The 21,087-nt window shown below is 56.4% G+C and carries 15 protein-coding genes; 2 read left to right on the forward strand and 13 right to left on the reverse strand.

All coding sequences use genetic code 11. The features are described from left to right. Positions 1 to 60 precede the first annotated feature (60 nt). The 13 genes from ACQ4WQ_RS14665 to ACQ4WQ_RS14725 all read right to left on the reverse strand — a co-directional run bounded on the left by ACQ4WQ_RS14665 (position 61) and on the right by ACQ4WQ_RS14725 (position 17,358). Positions 61 to 1,095 (reverse strand): arabinan endo-1,5-alpha-L-arabinosidase, encoded by a 1,035-nt coding sequence (locus ACQ4WQ_RS14665; protein ID WP_436498004.1) that lies wholly within the window; start codon positions 1,093 to 1,095, stop codon positions 61 to 63. 70 nt (positions 1,096 to 1,165) lie between these two features. Then, entirely contained in the window at positions 1,166 to 2,710 is a 1,545-nt protein-coding gene (locus ACQ4WQ_RS14670) for an alpha-N-arabinofuranosidase (RefSeq protein WP_436498006.1), read from the reverse strand. A 226-nt stretch (positions 2,711 to 2,936) separates the two neighbouring features. After that, positions 2,937 to 3,704 (reverse strand): SDR family NAD(P)-dependent oxidoreductase, encoded by a 768-nt coding sequence (locus tag ACQ4WQ_RS14675; protein ID WP_436498008.1) that lies wholly within the window; start codon positions 3,702 to 3,704, stop codon positions 2,937 to 2,939. Positions 3,705 to 3,790: 86 nt separating this feature from the next. Further along, positions 3,791 to 5,368, reverse strand: a complete 1,578-nt coding sequence (locus ACQ4WQ_RS14680; protein ID WP_436498010.1) for an aldehyde dehydrogenase (NADP(+)) — start codon at positions 5,366 to 5,368, stop codon at positions 3,791 to 3,793. Further along, positions 5,365 to 6,357 (reverse strand): AraD1 family protein, encoded by a 993-nt coding sequence (araD1, locus tag ACQ4WQ_RS14685; protein WP_436498012.1) that lies wholly within the window; start codon positions 6,355 to 6,357, stop codon positions 5,365 to 5,367. Before araD1 ends, ACQ4WQ_RS14680 begins: the two co-directional genes overlap by 4 nt. Positions 6,358 to 6,369: 12 nt before the next feature. Continuing rightward, positions 6,370 to 8,112 (reverse strand): IlvD/Edd family dehydratase, encoded by a 1,743-nt coding sequence (locus tag ACQ4WQ_RS14690; RefSeq protein WP_436498014.1) that lies wholly within the window; start codon positions 8,110 to 8,112, stop codon positions 6,370 to 6,372. Positions 8,113 to 8,308: 196 nt separating this feature from the next. Further along, positions 8,309 to 9,379, reverse strand: coding sequence for an aldose epimerase family protein (locus tag ACQ4WQ_RS14695; RefSeq protein ID WP_436498016.1), 1,071 nt, complete (start codon positions 9,377 to 9,379; stop codon positions 8,309 to 8,311). 18 nt (positions 9,380 to 9,397) lie between these two features. Continuing rightward, positions 9,398 to 10,345 carry a glycoside hydrolase family 43 protein gene (locus ACQ4WQ_RS14700; protein WP_436498018.1) on the reverse strand — a complete coding sequence of 316 codons (948 nt, stop codon included), beginning with the start codon at positions 10,343 to 10,345 and terminating at the stop codon, positions 9,398 to 9,400. Positions 10,346 to 10,369: 24 nt separating this feature from the next. Next, the gene (locus tag ACQ4WQ_RS14705) at positions 10,370 to 11,722 is read right to left on the reverse strand and encodes an MFS transporter (RefSeq protein WP_326457912.1); all 1,353 of its coding nucleotides are present in this window, start codon (positions 11,720 to 11,722) and stop codon (positions 10,370 to 10,372) included. A 189-nt stretch (positions 11,723 to 11,911) separates the two neighbouring features. Continuing rightward, the gene (locus ACQ4WQ_RS14710) at positions 11,912 to 14,569 is read right to left on the reverse strand and encodes a TonB-dependent receptor (protein WP_436498020.1); all 2,658 of its coding nucleotides are present in this window, start codon (positions 14,567 to 14,569) and stop codon (positions 11,912 to 11,914) included. Positions 14,570 to 15,041: 472 nt separating this feature from the next. Next, entirely contained in the window at positions 15,042 to 15,620 is a 579-nt protein-coding gene (locus ACQ4WQ_RS14715; protein WP_436498022.1) for a hypothetical protein, read from the reverse strand. Between the two features lie 401 nt (positions 15,621 to 16,021). Further along, positions 16,022 to 16,594 (reverse strand): PIN domain-containing protein, encoded by a 573-nt coding sequence (locus tag ACQ4WQ_RS14720; RefSeq protein ID WP_436498024.1) that lies wholly within the window; start codon positions 16,592 to 16,594, stop codon positions 16,022 to 16,024. After that, positions 16,594 to 17,358, reverse strand: a complete 765-nt coding sequence (locus tag ACQ4WQ_RS14725; protein ID WP_436498026.1) for a hypothetical protein — start codon at positions 17,356 to 17,358, stop codon at positions 16,594 to 16,596. The genes ACQ4WQ_RS14720 and ACQ4WQ_RS14725 overlap by 1 nt, the downstream gene beginning before the upstream one ends. Before the next feature lie 411 nt (positions 17,359 to 17,769). Between ACQ4WQ_RS14725 and ACQ4WQ_RS14730 the strand changes: the two genes are divergently transcribed. Then, positions 17,770 to 19,872, forward strand: a complete 2,103-nt coding sequence (locus ACQ4WQ_RS14730) for an NACHT domain-containing protein (RefSeq protein ID WP_436498028.1) — start codon at positions 17,770 to 17,772, stop codon at positions 19,870 to 19,872. A 2-nt stretch (positions 19,873 to 19,874) separates the two neighbouring features. Further along, a complete protein-coding gene (locus ACQ4WQ_RS14735) occupies positions 19,875 to 20,765 on the forward strand; it encodes a RelA/SpoT-related domain-containing protein (protein ID WP_436498030.1) in 891 nt (296 codons plus the stop codon). Positions 20,766 to 21,087: the final 322 nt, after the last annotated feature.

Genomic DNA, 21,087 nt, shown 5'->3' on the forward strand with positions numbered 1-21,087 from the left:
TCAATTCTTTTTCGCTTGCGATACCGATTTGCGTATCACCTGGCGCACATCCCCGCCCCCTCAGGGTGTGGCGGCCGGCAATTCGCGGCTCTGGTAGCGATTCAAGTCGCGCGGGTCCACCTGCGGCCAGCCCTCCTTGTCCCACGTCATGGGCAGGATCTTGAGCTTCTGCAAATAGTTGTCCGCCGTCTCGTAGGCGTGCAGCACCAGATAATCCTTGCCGTCAAACGTGTAGGCGCTGTTGTGGCCCAGGCCCCGCCAATCCTTGTCGCCTTTCAAGACCACCGTGCCGCCGCCCTGCGCCATGTCGCGGCCATCCTTGTCCAGATACGGCCCCGTCACGCTCCTGGAACGGCCCACGGCCAGGTGGTAGGTGCTTTTTTCCTTCTGGCAGCACAAACCCCAGGAGACGAACAGGAAGTAATCGTTGCCGCGCTGGAAGATGAACGGCGCCTCGATTTCTTCCGGTGCGGGCTTGAATTCGCCCGCCCGTGGCGGCAGCGGCGCGCGGCGCGCCAGCGAGTGCCACTCCTGCGGTTCCGCAATACGGGTCCAGTCGGACGTCAGTTTCACCAGCTTGATGCCGTTCCAGAACGAGCCGAAGGCCATCCACGGCGTGCCCTTGGCATCGGTGATGATGTTCGAATCGATGGCGTTCCACTCGTCGCGCTCGGGCACCGATTGCAGCAGCATGCCCTGGTCGACCCAGCGGTAATCGGGCGAGCGGGGATTCAGGGTGCTGTTGACGGTCACGCCGATGCCGGAGGTGTTCTTGCCGAAGCCGGACACCGAGTAGTACAGGTAATACTTGCCGTCATGGAACTGGACGTCGGGCGCCCAGATATGGTCGTCAAACGACGGCGCGGCCGTCTTGGCCCAGGTCGGCTGGCCCGCGAAGACGCGCCCTTCCGGCTGCCAGTCGCGCATGTTCTTCGAGCTGTAGAAGGTGATGCCGGGGCCCGTGCTGTACAGATAATACGTGTCGCCTTCCTTGGCCATCACGGGGTCGTGCACGCTGACCTGGGCCGCATGCGCGGCAGCCATGATCGCCAGGGTGCTCAGGATGGCGGCCGCGCCGCGTGTCAATAAGTGCATCGTGTTCTCCAATATGAACGGGCCGGTCCATCATGCAGGCCGGCCCGATGAATGACAAGTGGCGAAAAGCTTATTCGACAGCAACCACCACCACGGCCTTGGCAGGCACCGACACGGTCAGCTTGCCGCCCTGCGCCTGGGCATTGAACGCCACCGGCTGCACGGCTTGCGGTTGCGCAAAGCTGTTGACGGCATCCATCTTGCCTGCGGTCAGCACGCGGCCCGTTACCTTGGCCACTGGCTTGCCGGCCAGCGCCACGCTCACGTCGACAGCCTTGTGCGGATTCGTGTTGACCAGCGACAGATACACCTTGCCATCCTTGGCGCGCGCGGCCGAGGCGCTCACTTCAGGAATGCTGACCTTGCCCAGACTGTACTTGCCATTGCCTTGAATAGCGACCGGCAGCGAGGTGGCATCCTGGAACGGCACGTACATTTCAAACGCGTGATACGTAGGCGTGAGGAAATAGCTATCCTTGTCCGTGATGATCATCGCCTGCAGTACGTTGACCATTTGCGCGATATTCGTCATGCGCACGCGGTCCGCATGGGCATGGAAGATATTGAAGTTCAAGGCAGCGACCAGCGCATCGCGCAAGCTGTTTTGCTGGAACAGGAAACCCGTGTTGGTGCCCGGTTCCACGTCGTACCAGGTGCCCCATTCATCGACGTACAAACCCGTCTTTTTCGACGGGTCGTTCTTGTCGATGGCGGCGAGATTGTTCTTGATCAAGCTATCGATGCGCAGGGTGCGGCTCAGGGTGGAAATCCACTCATTTTCACCAAAGCCCGTGGCGGCGCCCTTCTTTTCCCACACACCGGTCGGCACCGTGTAGTAGTGGAAACTGATGGCATCCATCATGTTCGGCTTGATTTCGCGGCTCAGGGTGCTGGACCAGCTGATGTCGTCGTCATTGCCGCCGCTGGCGATGAATTTCGGGCGCGCGCTTTCCGGCGTCTTCATGAAGGTGTGATAGTGCTTGTACAGGTCGGCATAGTACTGCGGGCGCATGTTGCCGCCGCAACCCCAGGCTTCATTGCCGATGCCGAAGTAATCGACCTTGTACGGCTGCGCGCGGCCATTCTTGCGGCGCAGCTCGGCCAGGGTGGATTTGCTGTCCGACGTCATGTATTCGAGCCATTCGGACATTTCCTGCGGCGTGCCGGAACCGAGGTTGCCGTTGATATAGGTCTGTGCACCCAGCAACTCGGCCAGGTCGAAGAATTCATGCGTGCCGACGGCGTTCGACTCTTCCACACCGCCCCAGTTGGTATTGACCTTGGTCGGGCGCTTCTCGCGCGCGCCGATGCCATCCTTCCAGTGGTATTCATCGGCAAAGCAGCCGCCCGGCCAGCGCACCAGCGGCACGTGCAACTGTTTCAGCGCGCCCAGCACGTCATTGCGCCAGCCCTTGGTGTTCGGAATGCTGGACTCCGGCCCCACCCACATGCCTTCGTAGATGCCGGTGCCCAGGTGTTCGGCGAACTGGCCGTAGATGTTCTTGTTGATCACGGAACCGGGCTTGGCCGCGTCGATGGTGACGTTGACGGGCGCGGCAAAGGCGCTGCCGGCGGCCAGGCTGAAGGCCACGATGCTGGTATGGATGAATTTCATGCTGTCTCCTGTTTTTGAGTGAAAAGCAAGGGCCGGGGTCAACCCCGGCGCAATCTGGAATGGCGATGCCTCTCCTGCCGCGGGGTAGGGGCGGCAAGAGCGGTATTTCAAAGGAAGGGGTGGCTGCGGAAAAGCCCGCGCCCGACAAAACGCCCAGGGCTAGGCGCAGCGTCGAAGACAGTACGCCAGTACGGCGAGACGCTGCAACAACGCCCTGGACGTTTTGTCAAACCCAGCCGGCATCGACGATGAATTCTTGGCTGGAGCACATCGCGCCGTCATCGGAGGCGAGGAACAGCACCATGGCGGCGATGTCCTGCGGCATCAGCTTGCTGGGCAAGCACTGGCTTTTCTTGATTTCCGCTTCCGCTGCGTCATCGACCCACAGGTCGATCTGACGCTGCGTCATGACCCAGCCGGGCGTGACCGTGTTGACGCGGATATTGTGGGCGCCGTAATCGCGCGCCAGGCCCCGCGTGAGGCCCACGACGGCCGCCTTGGTGGTGGCATACACAGGGTAGCCGCCCGACTTCATGTGCCAGGAAATCGAGCTGACGTTGATGATGGAGCCGCCGCCCCTGCGCTTCATGCCCTCGAAGACGGCCTGGCAGGTGAAGAACATGGGACGTTGATTGATCGCAATGCGCTCGTTCCAGTATTCCAGGGTGACGTCCTGCGCCTGGTGGCGCTGGTCGTTGGCGGCATTGTTCACGAGGATATCGAAGTCGCCCAGCTTCTGCGCCAGTTCCGCCATGACGGCTTGCAAGGATGGAATATCCGTGATGTCGCAATAGCGGAACAGTGGCGCCGTCAGGCCCGCTTCAGCCAGGCGGCGGCACAGGGCCTCGCTCGCTTCCACGGCGATGTCGACAAACGCCACCAGCGCGCCCTGGGCGGCAAATTCCGCCACCAAAGATTCGCCGATACCGCTGCCGCCGCCCGTGATGAACACGCGCTTGCCCTGCAAGCTGCCATATTTCGCCAATTGCTTCATCTTGTCTCCACCTGTTTATTTTTTATGTACAACGTGCAACGCAAGCTGGCGCGGCAAGGCCATCGGCCCCGCCGCGCAGCAGGTTTTTACTCCTTGCCGAGAACGCCATCCTTGCGGCGCCAGATCCCCAGCGGATTATCGTCGCGCAGCGACTCCGGCAGCAAGTCCTGCAGCAGGTTCTGGTAGGACACGGGACGCAGGAAGCGGTTGATGGCCGCCGTGCCCACGGAGGTGCTGCGGCCGTCCGACGTGGCCGGGAACGGGCCGCCGTGCACCATGGCCGTCGACACTTCCACCCCGGTCGGGAAACCGTTGGCCAGAATGCGGCCCACGCGGCGTTCCAGCACAGGCAGCAGGCGGCGAGCATTGTCCAGGTCGCCCGCATCCATCTGCAGGGTGGCCGTCAGCTGGCCTTCCAGGCTTTCCGTGATCGCCAGCAATTGCTCGATGTCGCGGCACGCCACCAGCAAGGAAGCCGGGCCGAAGACTTCATCGCGCAAATCGTGCCTGGCCAGGAAGGCCTCGCCCGAGGTGACGAACAGGGCGGCGGCGCCCTTGCCTTCCTCCCCCGTGTTTTGCACCAGCGGCGTCACATCGGCGTGCTGCGCCAGCGCGGCGACGCCCTTGGCATAGCTGCTGGCGATACCGGCTGTCAACATGGTGGCGGCCGGGGCCGGTGCCAGCGCTTCGGCGGCAGCGGCGGCAAAGGCCGTGAAGTCAGGACCTTCCAGGCCCAGCACGAGGCCGGGATTGGTGCAGAACTGGCCCACGCCCATCGTCAGCGAGGCGGCAAAACCGCTGGCGATCGCCGCGCCACGGGCAGCCAAGGCTTGCGGCAGCACGAACACGGGGTTGATGCTGCTCATTTCCGCATACACGGGGATCGGCTGCGGGCGTTCCGCCGCCACCTTCATCAGGGCGATACCGCCCGAACGCGAACCCGTAAAGCCCACGGCCTGGATGGCCGGATGGGCCACCAGCGCCTGGCCGATACCGTTGCCCGTGCCCGTCAGCAAGGCGAACACGCCCGCCGGCAGCTTGCAGAGTTCAATCGCCTTGACGATGGCGCGCGCCACCAGTTCGGACGTGCCCGGATGGGCCGAATGGGCTTTCAGGACGACAGGGCAGCCGGCAGCCAAGGCCGAGGCCGTATCGCCGCCCGCCACGGAGAAGGCCAGCGGGAAGTTACTGGCCGCAAACACGGCGACGGGACCCAGGCCGATCATGCGCAAACGCAAGTCAGGACGCGGCGGCACGCGGTCGGGCAAAGCCGAATCGATGCGCGCATCGGTCCACGATCCTTCGCGCAGCAAGCCCGCGAACAGTTTTAATTGACCCACGGTGCGGCCGCGTTCACCTTCCAGGCGCGCGCGCGGCAAGCCGCTTTCCGTCATGGCGCGCACGATCAGCTCGTCGCCCAGTTCCAGGATTTGCGCGGCGATGGTGTCGAGAAAGTCGGCACGTTCCGCATCCGTAGTGGCGCGAAACGGGTCGAATGCGGCTTGCGCCAGGCGGCAGGCTGCGTCGATTTGCGCTACGTCAACCATGTGGAAGGCGGGCGCGATGTGCGCGCGCGCGGCCGGGTCCCACGCTTCGAAGGAGCCGCCATTGCCCTTGACGGCGACGCCGCCGATCAATGCATCACCGGTGATATTGAAACTCATAATGTGCTCACTTTCGCAAATTCGGTTGGGAAGACGTCGAGGCGGTTGCGCAGGGCAGGACCAAAGGCCGGCGCTTCGATTTCAAAGGTTTCGCCCGGCGCCACGCTCACGCCATCGGCAAAGCTCAGGGTGGCCGTGCCGAAGAAGTGCACGTGCACGTCGCCAGGGCGCTTGAACAGCGGATACTTGAAGTGATGGTGCTCGAGGTTGGCGATCGTGTGCGACATATTGTCTTCGCCGCTGACGAACGCTTTTTCCCAGCGCACATTGCCGGCGGCATCGAGCACGCGCGAGGTGCCGGCGATATGCGCGGGTAATTCGCCCACCAGCAGGGCCGGGCCCACGCTGCAGACGCGCAGCTTCGAGTGGGCCAGGTACAGATAGTTCTGGCGTTCCGTCACGTGATCCGAGAATTCATTGCCGATGGCGTAGCCGACCCGGTAGGGCTGGCCGTCGTCGCCGATCACGTACAGGCCGGCGATTTCCGGCTCTTCGCCGCCATCGAGGGCGAAGTCCGGCATGCGCAGGGGCTGGCCGCCAGCGCGCACGATGGAGCCATCGCCCTTGTAAAACCACTCGGGCTGGGCGCCGGCCGTGCCGTCGGCGGGCTTGCCGCCTTCCACGCCCAGACGGAACATTTTCATCGAGTCGCTCAGCGATTCCGCATCGCCGCCGATCTTCTTGTGCATCGCGTCGCGTGCGCCGGCGCTGCCCAGATGGGTCAGGCCCGTGCCCGTCACGTAGCAGTGCGCTTCATCGGCGTGGTCGAGGGGCGCCAGCAAACGGCCGCTGGCGGCCACGTCCGCATACGCATGCGTGGTATTGCCGACGCTGGCGTTCACCAGTTCCGCCAGATTGATACGCTTGCGGATGGCGTCTTGCGCCAGCGCATACGTCGTGTTGTAGCCTTCGATGACGCGGATCTGGTCGTCTTGCAGCAGGCCGACGAGGCGGCCGCCGTTTTCATTCGTAAATTGCAGCAACAGCATAATGGTCTCCGCTTAGTGTGAGTGGCGCGGCACGGCGGAACCGCGATTGCCGACCAGGAAGTCGAAATCGCAGCCTTCGTCGGCCTGCAACACGTGTTCGATGTACAGCTGCTGGTAGCCGCTCTTCGGTCCGGGCGCGCTGCCCAGTTCGCGGGCCGCCAGGCGCTCGGCGATTTCCGCGTCGCTGATGTCGATGTTCAGGCTGCCGGCGTGGCAATCGAGGGCGATCATGTCGCCATCTTTCACAATGCCCAGCGGGCCGCCCGCCATGGCTTCCGGCGCCACGTGCAGCACGACGGTGCCATAGGCCGTGCCGCTCATGCGCGCATCCGAGATGCGCACCATGTCGGTGATGCCTTGCGCCAGCAGTTTCGGCGGCAAGCCCATGTTGCCCACTTCGGCCATGCCCGGATAACCTTTCGGGCCGCAATTTTTCATCACCAGCACGGAGTTCGCATCGACGTCGAGGTCCGGATCGAGGATGCGCGATTTATAGTGCTCGAAATCCTCGAAGACGACGGCCTTGCCCCGGTGCTGCATCAAATGCGGCGAGGCGGCCGACGGTTTCAGCACGGCGCCGCGTGGCGCCAGGTTGCCGCGCAGCACGCAGATGCCGCCATCGGCCAGCAATGGATTGTCCAGGGTGCGCACGACTTCATCGTTGTAGATCGGCGCTTCGACGCAGTTGTCCCAGATCGACTTGCCGTTGACGGTCAGCGCATTCTTGTGCGGCAGCAAATCGCCCTCGCCCAAGCGGCGTATCACGGCCGGCAAGCCGCCCGCGTAGTAAAACTCTTCCATCAGGAAACGGCCCGACGGCAGCAGGTCGACGATGGTCGGCGTGCCCCGGCCCACCTTGGTCCAGTCTTCCAGTTCCAGCGGCACGCCGATGCGTCCGGCAATCGCCTTCAGGTGGATCACGGCATTGGTCGAGCCGCCGATGGCCGCGTTGACCTTGATGGCGTTTTCAAACGCCTCGCGCGTCAGCACTTTCGACAGGCGCAGGTCTTCGTGCACCATTTCAACGATGCGGATGCCCGACATGTGCGCCAGCACGTAGCGGCGCGAATCGACGGCGGGGATGGCCGCGTTGTGCGGCAGGGACGTGCCCAGCGCTTCGGCCATGCTGGCCATGGTCGAGGCCGTGCCCATGGTGTTGCAGGTACCGGCCGAGCGCGACATGCCCGATTCGGCCGACATGAACTGGTGCAGGGTGATCGATCCGGCCTTCATCTGCTCGTGCAGCTGCCATACGGCCGTGCCGGAACCGATGTCCTTGCCGTTCAGCTTGCCGTTCAGCATGGGGCCGCCGCTGACGACGATGGTGGGAATGTCGACGCTGGCCGCGCCCATCAGCAGCGCTGGCGTGGTCTTGTCGCAGCCGACCAGCAGCACGACGGCGTCCATCGGATTGCCGCGGATCGACTCTTCCACGTCCATCGAGGCCAGGTTGCGCGTCAGCATGGCGGTCGGGCGCAGATTCGATTCGCCGTTCGAGAAGACGGGGAATTCCACGGGGAAACCGCCCGCTTCCAGGATGCCGCGCTTGACGTGTTCGGCCAGCTGGCGGAAATGCGCGTTGCAGGGCGTCAGTTCGGACCAGGTATTGCAGATGCCGATGATGGGCTTGCCGTGAAATTCGTGGTCAGGTATGCCCTGGTTTTTCATCCAGCTGCGGTACATGAAGCCGTTCTTGTCCTGCGAGCCGAACCACTCGGCGGAGCGCAGGGCTACCTTCTTTTTTGTCTCAGACATGCCATTCTCCTGGTTGTGCCATGCCGGATCTAATGTCGTCGGCCCGGGCAGCGATGTTGGAATACTAAAGAATCCTGCCATGCCTTTCCAATCAATTTTTAATGCGTTCCGATATCGAAAACGATATCGGAATGCACCAATGAAAACGCCCTGCGGGCGCGTGGCGGCAGGGCGTGGGCTGTTATGGCTGCGACGATTACTCGGCGGAAAAGCGGTACACGGTCTCCGTCTGATACACCTCGCCCGGGCGCAGGATGGTGTTCGGGAACTGCGACTGGTTCGGCGAATCGGGAAAATGCTGGGTTTCCAGGCACAGCGCGCCACGGTAGGCGATGGCGCCCTGCTTGCCGTGCTGGCTGCCGTCGAGGAAATTGCCCGAATAAAACTGAATGCCCGGCTCCTGCGTGTACACCTGCATCACCCTGCCCGATTGCGGCTCGCGCACGGTGGCGGCTAGGTTCAGCAACTGCCCCGGCTGTTGATTCAGCACGAAGTTATGGTCGTAGCCGCGGCCGATACGCAGCTGTTCATGCGGCAGGGCTATGTTGTCGCCGATGACGGTACTCTGGCGCAAGTCGAACGGCGTGCCCGCCACGTCCGCCAGTTCCCCCGTGGGGATAGACCCCGCATCGACGGGCAGGTAGCGGTCCGCGTTGATCGCCACCTCGTGGCCGAGGATGGTGCCCTGCCCCGCCAGATTGAAATAGCTGTGGTTGGTCAAGTTGACGGGCGTGGCCTGGTCCGTGACGGCGTGGTAGCGCAAGCTCAGCGCATTGTCGTTGTCCAGTTCATAGGTCAGCGTGACGTCGAGCTTGCCCGGGTAGCCATCCTCGCCGTCCGGGCTGCTGCGCGTGAACGTGATGCCCACCGCGTCATCGTTCGCGAACGGCGCGGCTTGCCACATGACCTGGTGAAAGCCCTGGTTGCCGCCATGCAAGTGATTGGGCGGGTTATTCACGGCCAGCTGGTAATCCTTGCCGTCGAGACTGAAACGGCCCGCGGCGATGCGGTTGCCGTAACGGCCGATGACGGCGCCCAGGAAAGCGCTGTTGTGCAGATACGGTTCAAGGCGATCGAAACCGAGCACCACGTCGGCAAACGTGCCGTCGCGGTCAGGCACGTGGATTTCGCTGATGATGGCGCCAAAGTCGAGCACTTTCACCTGCATGCCCTGGCGGTTCGTCAGGGTAAAGGCCGTCACTTGCTGGCCATCGGGCAGGACGCCGAACGGCGCTGGCGTCACTGAAACAGAATCAACTGGGGTCATGGCGTCGGGTCCGGAAGATTACAGGGTCGATGAGCGGCCAAACACGGGCATGCCCTGCGCATCCCAGCGCAGCGGTTTGACAAACGTGTGGCGGTCCGGGTTCCACAGCGGGTCGCCGACGATTTCCGTGTAGGTGCGGGCATGGTACACCAGCAACACGCCGTCGCCATCGGCGGCCGTCGTAAAGCTGTTGTGGCCGGGGCCGTAGATGCCGTGCTCGTAGCAGGTGGCAAACACGGGTTCGGGCGACTTCGTCCACGCCGCCGGATCGAGCAGGTCGGCCGTGTCATCGGCCCACAGCAGGCCCATCGCATAGTTTTCATCGGTGGCGCTGGCCGAATAGCTGATGAAGATCTTGCCATTGCGTTTCAGCACGGAGGGTCCCTCGTTGACCCAGAAGCCGCGGATTTCCCAGTCGAATTCCGGCTTGCTCAGCATCACCGGCGGGCCGGCCAGCTGCCACGGCGTGGCCATCGGTGCGATGTACAGGTTCGAATTGCCCTCGATCGCGACATCCTTCTGCGCCCACAGGTAGTACAGCACGCCGTCGTGTTCGAACGTGGTGGCGTCCAGGCAGAAGGTGTCGATGCCCGTGTCGATCTGGCCCATGAATTCCCATTCGCCTTCCAAGGGGTTGGCGTTGGCATTGCGGATCGCATACATGCGGTGCTGGAACAGTTTATGTTTGATTTCGCGGCTCGGCGCGGCGGCGAAATACACATACCAGGCGCCCTGGTTGAAATGCAGCTCGGGCGCCCACACCAGCTCGCTGTACGGGCCAGACTCCGGCTTGTGCCACACGTCGACCGTTTGCGCGTCGGCCAGGCCGGCGATGCTGTCGGCGCGGCGCAGTTCGATGCGGTCGTACTGCGGCACGGAGGCCGTAAAGTAATAATAGCCGTCGCTGTGGCGGTAGATATGCGGGTCGGCGCGCTGTTCGATCAGCGGTTTCAAGACGTCTGCCATGTTGCTTACTCCATTCAATTATTCTTACGCAGCCACGTAGCCGCGCTTGTGCATTTCGGTTTTCACGCCCGTGTAATAGCTGTCGCTGATGCGGTACTTGAACATCAGCAAGCCCATCAACAGGTGGAAGAAGCCGGGGATGATCGACAGCATCAGGGCGATGCCGTTCAGGGCGAATTGCGTTTGTTCATGGTTGGGCTGGTAGTCGAAATACGCGAGCAGCACGCCCACCAGGCCGCCCGCCACCGCCATGCCCGCCTTCTGGCAGACGGAAATGCCGCCAAAGGCGAAGCCGGAGACGCGCTTGCCCGTCTTGACTTGACCGTAATCGATGGTTTCCGCGATGGCCGACCAGAACACGGGCGCATGCAAGTCCACGACAAAGGAGAGCAGGAAATACAGGGCGAAGGCCAGCACGGTATCGCTCGGCTTCACGAAGAAATAGATCGCCAGGCTGATCAGTGCGACACCGATCTGCGTGTAGCGGAACAGCTTGACCTTGCAGTAGAACTTGGTGATCCAGGTCGAGGCGATCATGGCCAGGATGGCGGCCACCACGCCCGTGGTCAAAAAGGCGGCCACCGTTTCCGTGCTGCCACCCAGATAGTATTTCGCGTAATAAATGGCGACGGAGCCGCGCACCACATAACCGATGGTGCCCGTAACGCACACGCCGCACAGCACCAGCCACTGGTCGTTCTGCAGCAGCACTTTCAACTGTTCCAGCAACGATTGCTTTTCCACCACGTGCACCACGCGCTCGGTGGTGGAGAAATAGCAGAACAGGAACAGGGCCACACCCATGACGGCCATCACGGCCATGGCCGCCTGGTAGCCGACGGCCGGGTTGCCGCCGCCCCAGCGCTGCGACAGGATAGGCACGACGATGGTCACCATGAAGGCGCCGATCTTGGCGAAGAACAGGCGGTAGCCGTTGGCCGACAGGCGGTCCTGCGGGTCGCTGGTCAAGCCGCTGATCAGGGAAATATAGGGGATGCCCACACCGGCCGTCATGATGGTCATCAGGATATACGTCGAATATGCCCAGATCAGCTTGGCGTCATACTGCCACTCGGGCGTGCTGAAGACGAAGAAGACGCTGACGCCGTACGGCACGGCCAGCCACAGCAGATATGGGCGATAGCGGCCCGAAGCAAAGCTGTAGCGGTCGGTGATCTGGCCCATGACCAGGTCGGCGATGGCGCCGATGACTTTCACGGCCACGAACAGCAGGGCCAGGTCCGTGGTTTTCAAGCCATAGATATCGGTATAGAAAAAGGTAATGATCAACATCATCGACGAGATGACGACATTGAGCGCCATGTCGCCGGCGCCGAAGCCGACCTTTTCAACGGTGGATAATTTTTGCGTCTCCATGCTTTCCGTCCATTCTTTTGATGATGAATCGTGCGTGACTGTCCAACTGACACGGGCGCTGCCGGCCGAAACCATGGCAACGCCCTTGGATACTGCTTTTTTCACTCATGTAAAACGTTCAGGGCAAGGCGCGTTGCCGAAGACAGTACGAGGAGTACGGCGAGGCAATGCAACGCAGCCATGGACGTTTTACATTTTCCAGCGCAGTGATACGCCAACTGTCCGGTCATAGCGACGCGTATCGCGCGCATACACGCCCGGCTCGTTCCAGTAATCCTTGAACTTGGTGTCGAGCAAGTTATTCCCATCGAGGGTTACCGTGAACTGTTCGTTGATCTTGTACGACAGCGATCCGTCGAGCTGGGCCGTCGGCGCCACTTTCAAGTCCAGGCCGGGGCCGCCCTGGTTGTAGCTGTCGATGAATTTCGAGCGCCAGTTGTAGGCCAGGCGGCCCGACCACGCATCTTTTTCGTACAGCAACACCAGGTTGTAGGCATAGCGCGACACGCCCGTGATGGCATGGCTGCCCGTCTCGTCGTCGGTGGTACCGCTCATGTAGGTGCCGTTCGCCTGCAGGCCCAGGCCGCTCAGGATGCCGGGCAAGCCGTCATAAAACTGCTGGTAGCCGATTTCCAGGCCTTGCAGCTTGCCGGCAGCCGTGTTGTACGGACGGTCCACGTCGTAGGTCTTGCCACCGATGGTTTCGCTGGCAATGCGTTGCTGGATATAGCCGTCGAACTTGTGGTGGAACACGGTGGCCGTCACGGAACCGGCCGGCGCGAAATACCATTCCAGCGCGGCATCGACATTGTCGCCCGTCACCGGTTTCAAGTTCGGATTGCCGCCCGCACCCGTCGCCTTCACCGTTTCCGTCGAGTTGACCAGGGCCACGCCCGGGTTCAGCTGGGAAAAGCCGGGGCGGCTGATGGTGCGGCCCGCGGCGAAGCGGCCGACCAGGTCCGGGCGCAGCTTGATTTTCAGGGCCACGCTCGGCAGCACGTCGGTGCTGGCCGTGTCGCTGATGACGGGCGTGTACACGCCATCCTCGGAAGTATTGCCTTGCAGGCTTTGCTCCGTGCGCACGACGCGCACGCCCACGGTGCCGTCGACGGGGTAGGCGCCCAGCTTGAAGGCGACCTTCGCCTTGGCATAGATCGAATACGTCTTTTCCGTATCCTTGAAGAACGAACCCGGGTCCATGGCGCGCGCCGCGCTGCTGCCCGTGACGGCCTGGCGCACGGTGCCCGTGTTATTGAGCAGGAAGCTGGCGCACGGCGTGTACCACTGCTTCAAGCCATAGTCGGGGCCGCCGCCGGACATCGATTCCGACAGGCAATTGAGGCCCGGAATCGAGGTCACGCTCTGGCGTCCAAACGGAAACGCGGCGCCGGACACGTCCGGTGCTTCCGCATTGCCTTCGAAACTCTTGATCGATTCGGCTTCGCGCTTGACGCCGCGCACGCCCACGCTGATTTCCTTGAAGATGCCGCCTGAGCCCGGCGTGTACGCCAGGTCGGCGCGCACATCGTTCGAGCTGCCCTGGTCCTTGCCGTAGCGGTCGAAAAAGCCCTTCAGATAGTAGTTCGACGGGTCTTGCAGATCGATGCCCGTGTAGTCGACGTGCAGGGTGCCGTTCTGGTTGGTATTGATGGTGGCGTTCGGCACGACGGTGATGGCGTCGAGAATCGGATTGCGCCAGTTATAAGTGCTTTTGGTGCTGGCCACTTCCGACGTGAAACGCCATTCCGGGTTGATATCCCACAAGCCGCCCACGGCAAACTGGTGCGTCTTCGTCTGGTTCTTGTTCGCCTGCGTCGACATGATGGTGTTGACGTTGGTCGAGGTCAGGGTTTGCAGCTGGTTGGTGCCAGGAATCTTGGTAGCCGACACGGGCGTGCCCCACCAGGGCAAGCCGACAAAGTAGTCGGACTCGGCGTCGAGCAGGAAGCGCGTCGCCATGCCTTCGGCGTACAGTTCGACGTCGGCGTTCGGACGCCATTGCAGCACGGCATTGGCGGTCGTGCGGCGGCGGTCGCCCTTGATCGGCAACAAGCCCACCTGGTCCGGCCCCGTCAAGCCCGGTGACAGGAAACTCTTATCCACGGGCGCCGTACTGAAAGCGCGTTCCTCATGGTAACGGTGCTGCTGCTGCGACAAGCCCAGCAGCGCGCCCACTTCGCCGATGCCCGTCTTCCAGCGGTTCGCCACCATGCCGCTGATGTTCGGGTCGGTGGCTTTCGATTTGTCGCTGTAGACGGCGCGCGTGTTGACGCTGGCCGTGAAATCCTTGAAGTCGAACGGGCGATTCGTGCGCACGTCGATGATGCCGGCCACGCCGCCTTCGACCTGGTCGGCGCCCTGCGACTTGTACACGTCGACGCGCTGCAGCATGGTGGCGGGAATGTCGGCCAGGTTGACGTAGCGGCCCGTCGTCGTGAACAGCTCGCGGCCGTTGAGCAGGGTCGTGACATCGCGCAAGCCGCGGATCATGACGGCGCTCGCCTCGCCCGAATCGCGGCGGATCTGGATGCCGGAAATGCGCGCCAGGGTCTCGGCCACATTGTTGTCAGGGAATTTGCCGATGTCGTCGGCCACGATGGAATCGATGACCTGGTCCGAGCGCATCTTGATCTGCTGCGAATTTTGCGCCGAGCGGCGCACGCCGCTGACGGTCACGACAGCCACTTCCGCGGCAGGCTCGGCACTGGCATCGGCCGCCACCGCATCCTGCGCCCAGACCGAAGCCGTGCTCAGCAAGCCGATACCGGCCAATGCCGCAACGGCTGCCTTCAACATGAATGGACGAGGGAAAGTGGCCGCGAGCGGGCCGGTGGCGTTGCGCATCATGAATCTCCAGATATTGTATTGATATTTTTTAGGCTGCTTGCATGTCGTGCGCATGCTCGGCGTTTATCTTAGGGGCTGGGAGATAATCTCTCCAATCAATTTTTCCACTGTTTCGATATCAATTTTGATATCGGCGGCTGAAGGAGTTTGGAGGTTGTAATGCGACAACGGCAGGGGCGTCAGGAGCAAAAAATGACGGGATGGACGAATACGGAGAAAAGACGCCAGGGACCTGAAGATAGTCGTGTCCTTCCTGGCGGGAGACATGCTCAGTGAAAACGACGGCATCTACTCAAAGTAGTAGCGGACCGGGCATCATATGTACGAACGGGTAGATTCTTGATCAAGAACCAGAATCCGGCCTCGTTGGAAGCGGCATCACAGGCCCTGCCTCAATGTAGTGAAATAACAACTGGAGCACGGCACGAAATACCACGTGCCAATAACATCTCGACACGTGGCGCATGCGTATTTATGCAGGTTTGTAGCGCAAGGTTTTCCTGATTATTTTGCCGTCATTTAAGTAAATGCTCATTTCTGTCTCGCTGAAAGGTTCGGAGTCGATGCAAATATAAACGTCTCTTTCGCCAAGTGAGCCAGCACTGCCATTGCACAAACTCAGTTGGCTGCTATCGCTCAATTCCACGCGTGCAACATTCGCGGTACCCGCCGAAACACAACTGCTGCGTGTCGAACATCTAACCGACAGCATCCCGCCGCCGCTTTCGGTCGCATAATGCACCTGCGCCGTCTTGCTGGTACGTGCTGCAATCTCAAAAACCGGCAACGCCGTCAGCTCCAGGCGCTGCTGCTGAGTCAGATTAAAAAATGCTTCATTTCTAGCAAAAGTGAACCCACGCACCGTATTACCACTGTCCGGCGGCGTGATCACCACAGGTTTCTCTGGCGCCGAAGATGAACCACCACCGCATGCAGCCAATAACAACGCCGCCACTCCCATACCAATCAATGATTTCAATCTCAATTTATTTTTCCTGTTCCCAATGCATGAATCAATACCAAAAAGAGACTGGCCCAGCCAGTTCTTCACATCCTCTCGAATTTAATATTTTCTCAATATCAAATTATTAGTGCAGGATAGCAATATTTATTGAAAAACCAAAATTGGCGGGGCAATACAAGGCTCTGCGGGACAGGTATCTCGCACGGTGCTTGGCCTGCGGAACTTGCGGATGATGTCGAATTTTGAAGGGAAAATCTTGGTGCGGCTGGCGGGGATCGAACCCACGACCCTTGGCTTCGGAGGCTCGTTAGACGAATACGAAAACTGGCTTATTTTACTGTAACTCCTTGAATTTACATCATATTCCCACCTGTGAAATTAGGCAAGCAAAGGAAAGGTTGGGAAGAAAATCGGGGGTAATTTTTCCCAAGATTTTTCCCAAGCCCATGACTGTTATCCAGTTGCATACCCATGACAACGAGCAGCAGCTACTCGCCCATGCATTGCGCGGATAGAACCGCGACGTGTCCCATCTCTTCCTCGCCGTACTGAAGCTCAAATTGAGGATCGACAGGCGGCAAAGAGAGCTCCCATGTCATCACAACTTCAATGTTGTTACGCTTGGCACGAGAAGCGAGCCCAACATCCCCGGTGTAAATGACCATGGCACTGCGTGCTATAGCTGTAGCAATGATCTGCCGGTCGAACTTCACTTTTGCCTTGGTTTCGCTTTCTGGCACAGCGCGAAGTTTTACGTAATCCGCATCCTCAATGCCAGCACACTCGACGGCAGCTCGAATATCGAACGGCGCAATTACGAAGACACGCGAACCAGTCAGTTCAGCGAGGCGCTTATCTCTGTCCATCCCTGCACGGACCAGATATTCCGCCATTACGGGCGTAGGAATCAGCACGCGAGTTTTTGCCGTACTCAAGGACTTAATTAAATGATCGATTCGCGCCGAACACTCCGTGAGCAATTGACCTGTCGCCGGGTCAGTCGGAGGGTTAGCATTTTCGTCAAAAGCAAGCGCCAGAATTGAAGTATCAAAGACGACCATCAGTGCAACCCGTCACTTTCCCCGCGCGAGGCAGTAATAAACGCATCAACGTCACCGACGTTATTCCAGTCTGTTTTATGAAGGCTTCGCAGTCGCTTTGTAGCGTCGTCTAACGTATCGTCGGCAAGTACCTTGAAGCTCTTAATTTTGAACACCATGAGACGCCACGAAGCATTCTCCAATCGTTCCCATCGGGCCTCACCCGAAACACGTAGCACTGTCCCTTTATAGAGGTACTGAGCCATGTCACGGGCTAAGTCTCTGTCCATCTCTCCTGACCACGATTTACCTTCAGGATCGACAATCAGCGCATGCGCGCTCTTATCCTTGCCACCAATCCTGACAAGCTCCCCTTCAACTACAGCATCTTCGTTGAACGGGCCGTAGGTCGCAGGCTTCGGAAGCTCCCGGCCCAGGAAATTCAGCACAACCGCAGAGGTCTGAGAGTCTGGAGTCTTCCGGCTCAACTTTCCGACTGCACTGTCATCGCGCAGCAGTGAGTTCAACTCATCAAACGCTGCTGCGGCATCATTCGCTGCCTGTCGCTTAGCGATAAGCTCCACTCGATCAAACACCTTGGGGGCGTCTTCACGTTGAACCTTCATCAGACTTTTCGTGCTACCAGTCTCTAAGCGGTCAAAGTGAACGCTCGAACTATGTCCCATCATCTTCGCCAGCGCGGCAAGGTACTTCGCCAACCGCTCCATTGGGATGGTTTCGGGCGTATAAGCATCTATCCAAAACTCGTATTCGTCGTCATCCATTTTTCTTCCCTCATGGCATCAGCAGGCACTATCCCAGCGCGATCAAGCGCGCTGTATGAAAGGTACATGTCTGTTAAGCATATTGCAAGAGAGACTGAAAGCATAGCGTGTACAACTGCCCCCCCCCTGCACAACACACGTTAAGCCCCATCCTCGAAAATAACAGCGGTAACACATATGCGGCCCCAGGAAAAAAGGCAAAGTGCGCAATAGTCGGATAGCAGCAGCCAATTTCTATTTTTTCACGCAGCAATCTATTTAATAGAAACTCATTTAATACTCATAGGCTATATTTTTTCGCAAAAAAAAAATAAACAATGTTACTTTTAGATAGATTCGATGAGAAATATTATGATAAAATTAAATTCCAGCTATTATATTCTCACACTAACAATGAATGATTGGAAAATAATGAAGGCATTATTCGAACAATATGGCTTTAATTTCATGCCAGAGTTTTCCAATAACCAGGCCGACATCTTCACCATAAAACAGGGTGTTTTTGACAATGCCTATGTTGTTGCGAAATCCAAAAACTCCGACTTATCGCATTCTAGTATTGAATTAAAGAAATTAGGTTTTTCAGTAAAGGAATTAAAACCCCAATCAAACGATGAAGTTCACAAAGAGCTTTTTGATGGTTTTTTTCAGAGTGCCAAAGCAAAGCGTAAAATATCCAGTGAATATGACTCCTACGTTACGAAAGTAGTCAAGTCTTATCCAACTAATGCAAGAAACTACAATTACATTTCCGCACCATACTTAACGAATGGCGAAGTAAACGGAGACTCTCCTGTTATAAATAGGATCACAACCGAAATTTTAGGGAATGGGCCAAAATTAATATTGATTGAAGCGGCTGCGGGATTTGGGAAAACGTCTACAGCATTCGAAATATGCAACAAGTTATCAAAGGATATTTCTGGCCCTATTGTTATGCTGGCTGAACTGTCGCGCGACAGAAAAGCAAAAATATTTCGACATATTCTTCTCGAGGAAATAGATAGATCATTCCCTTCCTTATCTTCCACATTAGTGGAAAGCGAAATAACGAATGGAAATATTGTAGTCGTACTTGATGGCTTCGATGAGCTATTGCGAGGCTCCAAAGACGAGAGTGATTTTGAAAAATCTGAAGCTATGCTTGAAACTATCGCAAAGCTCCTCAGAGGAAATTCAAAAGTAATTTTAACTACACGAAAAACTGCAATTCTTGAGGGGGAAGGTTTTTACAACTGGGCTGACAGCCATCAAGAGCATTTCGAAACATTACGACTCAGCTTGCTTGAGCCAGAAATCAGGGATTGGCTCCAAAGCAATCGTATTACAAGTCTTGAGGAAGCCGGAATATCATTACCAAATATTTCAAACCCTGTTCTTTTATCATACTTAAGCTTTATGTCGGATGAGGGATTCAACGATGCCATAAAAAATCCGGAATCAATACATGATCGTTACTTTAATGCAATGCTTGAGCGCGAACAGAAACGTCAAAATCTTCATATGACGCCGCTGCAGCAAAGTCAACTACTTACGAGATTAGCTGCCGACATGGTCGCCAGGAATTACACAAAGGACCACAGAGCAGAAATTACTCGGTACTTAATTGAAAACGAATTAGCTCTCCTTGAAGAAACTAGATTGAAATACTCTGCTGATGAGAAACCAGACCTTGAAGAGTTGGCCATCAAGTTGAGCAATCACGCGTTCCTTGATCGGATTTCCTCAGATGATAGGATCGGCTTCATTAACGACTTTGTACTAGGAAGTTATGTCGGAAAGTCCATATTAGAATACCAAGGAAATGAATGGATTGGCGAAGAATTATTTATTGAGGTTGCGATTGAAGCATATGCTTCAAAATCAAAGGAAGTAACAGCAGCTCTTTGGCAAAAACTAAAATGGGTCACTGGCGCAATATCTGATCAAAATCGAATATCTTTTGAGTCTCGATTGCTGAAAAGAGTTGATGGCATATACAAAAATTCAACAATTAATGATACGGTTTTTGAAGATTCTGAGCTATTTAAAATTGGAAAACTTGAAGACGCCACACTTTGCAATTGTACTTTTAGAGGATGCACTATTTATGGAGAAAACATAATAAACTGCTGCTTTGTTGACTGCCATATTTACCAATGCAATATAACGTCTCCAAAAGATAATTTAACTCCATCAACGTTCCATGGATGTGTTGAAGAAAGTGGTAACGTAATTTCCACACTTAAACTTCATAATGATGACGACAACAATAATGACAAAGAGCCTCAGAACGTTGTCTGGAAGTTCATTTTTGAGAAATTTTGGCCAGTTGGAAAAGAGTCTATTACATTTGCTCATAGACCGCTCTCGATCTTCTATGGAAAAACTGATGACGATGTTACCCCAGAAGCGGTTGCGGCCTCAATAGTGGAATTAAAACGCGAAGGATATCTAGTTAATGCGAATCAAAAAAGCTGGATAGGAATAAATATTACCAAGCTCGGTGAAATTGCCAAAATATTGGAAAAGTGACAATGAACTACGAATCAGAAGCAAAAACACTAGCAGCAAAAATAGATAACATTTTAAACTCAGCAGGGTTATTTTTTAGGACATTCCATCGAGGAAAATCTTCTAACTCACTTGAGAGGAAGATCAAGAAAAATCCTGGAAAATATGGCCCAAATAAAAAAATACAAGACCTAATTGGAATTAGGGTGTGCCTCTATTTCAGTGATGATATCGAATTAGCAAAATCTCTTCTTTGCAATAATTTCGAATATGACAGCAATTCGTCTACCATTGATCTTCCTGAGATTACAAAATTTGGTCCCACTAGATACAATTTGATTTTTAAAATACCATCAGAGATATTTGATTCAGTTTCAATTTCACCCGCAATCCACGGCATGATCGATCAGACTTTCGAAGTGCAAATAAGAACCATTCTTTCTGAGGGGTGGCATGAAGTAGAACATGACCTTCGATACAAATTTCCAGAAGATTGGAACGATTTAAATTGGGGTAGCAGAGCATTTAATGGTGTCTTTGCAGCTCTCGAAACCTCTGAGTGGACTATGCTGAAAATTCTTGACGATCAAGCTCACATAAACTACAAGAATAAAAATTGGCCAGCCATGATTAGATCGAAATTTCGCCTTCGGTTTTCTGATCACAATTTAGATGACAACATAATTAATTGGTTAGACAAAAATCCTAAAGATGCAAAGACAATATACAGAACAAGTCGAGAAGAAATTATCGCCGAAATTCTTTCATTAGGAAAAATACCAGTTACAATGAATAATCTTCTTTACATACATAATATGCGCTTCATAAAAAATGAAGACCTTATAAAAATTACACCACCTTACTTAATTCGACTATTTGAGTCAAAAAAAGGAAATATCGTTACCAAACAGTAATTTCAGGATTGCTAAGAAATTTGGTAGCATGGAGAGTTGACTGAAAATATAAATTTGTCTCATGCAAACTCCAACGTCAACTCAACTATAAAACTTCGACAATAGATACACTCCATAATAAATTCGATTTCCACATTATTTACTATGCAATATAATGAATATTTAAATGATAACTAATGTCTAAATTAAGGAGAGCACTCCCTTAACTAATTTAACCTTACGTCGGGCAAATGCAACATAAATCTACTCACCTTGCCTTATCCAATTGCAAAAAACTTTGAACAAAAATTACTAGTGTATTTATAACCAGCGCAAGAAATAT

Origin of the sequence: Janthinobacterium goodfellowi (genome assembly GCF_051380695.1) — a bacterium.
Lineage (GTDB): Bacteria > Pseudomonadota > Gammaproteobacteria > Burkholderiales > Burkholderiaceae_D > Janthinobacterium.

Coding starts and splice junctions, on each gene's coding strand:
- araD1 (WP_436498012.1), bottom strand. CDS start 6,357: ATGCTGTTGCTGCAATTTACGAATGAAAACGGCGGCCGCCTCGTCGGC.
- ACQ4WQ_RS14675 (WP_436498008.1), bottom strand. CDS start 3,704: ATGAAGCAATTGGCGAAATATGGCAGCTTGCAGGGCAAGCGCGTGTTC.
- ACQ4WQ_RS14695 (WP_436498016.1), bottom strand. CDS start 9,379: ATGACCCCAGTTGATTCTGTTTCAGTGACGCCAGCGCCGTTCGGCGTC.
- ACQ4WQ_RS14705 (WP_326457912.1), bottom strand. CDS start 11,722: ATGGAGACGCAAAAATTATCCACCGTTGAAAAGGTCGGCTTCGGCGCC.
- ACQ4WQ_RS14690 (WP_436498014.1), bottom strand. CDS start 8,112: ATGTCTGAGACAAAAAAGAAGGTAGCCCTGCGCTCCGCCGAGTGGTTC.
- ACQ4WQ_RS14735 (WP_436498030.1), top strand. CDS start 19,875: ATGAACTACGAATCAGAAGCAAAAACACTAGCAGCAAAAATAGATAAC.
- ACQ4WQ_RS14725 (WP_436498026.1), bottom strand. CDS start 17,358: ATGGATGACGACGAATACGAGTTTTGGATAGATGCTTATACGCCCGAA.
- ACQ4WQ_RS14730 (WP_436498028.1), top strand. CDS start 17,770: ATGAAGGCATTATTCGAACAATATGGCTTTAATTTCATGCCAGAGTTT.
- ACQ4WQ_RS14710 (WP_436498020.1), bottom strand. CDS start 14,569: ATGATGCGCAACGCCACCGGCCCGCTCGCGGCCACTTTCCCTCGTCCA.
- ACQ4WQ_RS14680 (WP_436498010.1), bottom strand. CDS start 5,368: ATGAGTTTCAATATCACCGGTGATGCATTGATCGGCGGCGTCGCCGTC.
- ACQ4WQ_RS14670 (WP_436498006.1), bottom strand. CDS start 2,710: ATGAAATTCATCCATACCAGCATCGTGGCCTTCAGCCTGGCCGCCGGC.
- ACQ4WQ_RS14720 (WP_436498024.1), bottom strand. CDS start 16,594: ATGGTCGTCTTTGATACTTCAATTCTGGCGCTTGCTTTTGACGAAAAT.
- ACQ4WQ_RS14700 (WP_436498018.1), bottom strand. CDS start 10,345: ATGGCAGACGTCTTGAAACCGCTGATCGAACAGCGCGCCGACCCGCAT.
- ACQ4WQ_RS14665 (WP_436498004.1), bottom strand. CDS start 1,095: ATGCACTTATTGACACGCGGCGCGGCCGCCATCCTGAGCACCCTGGCG.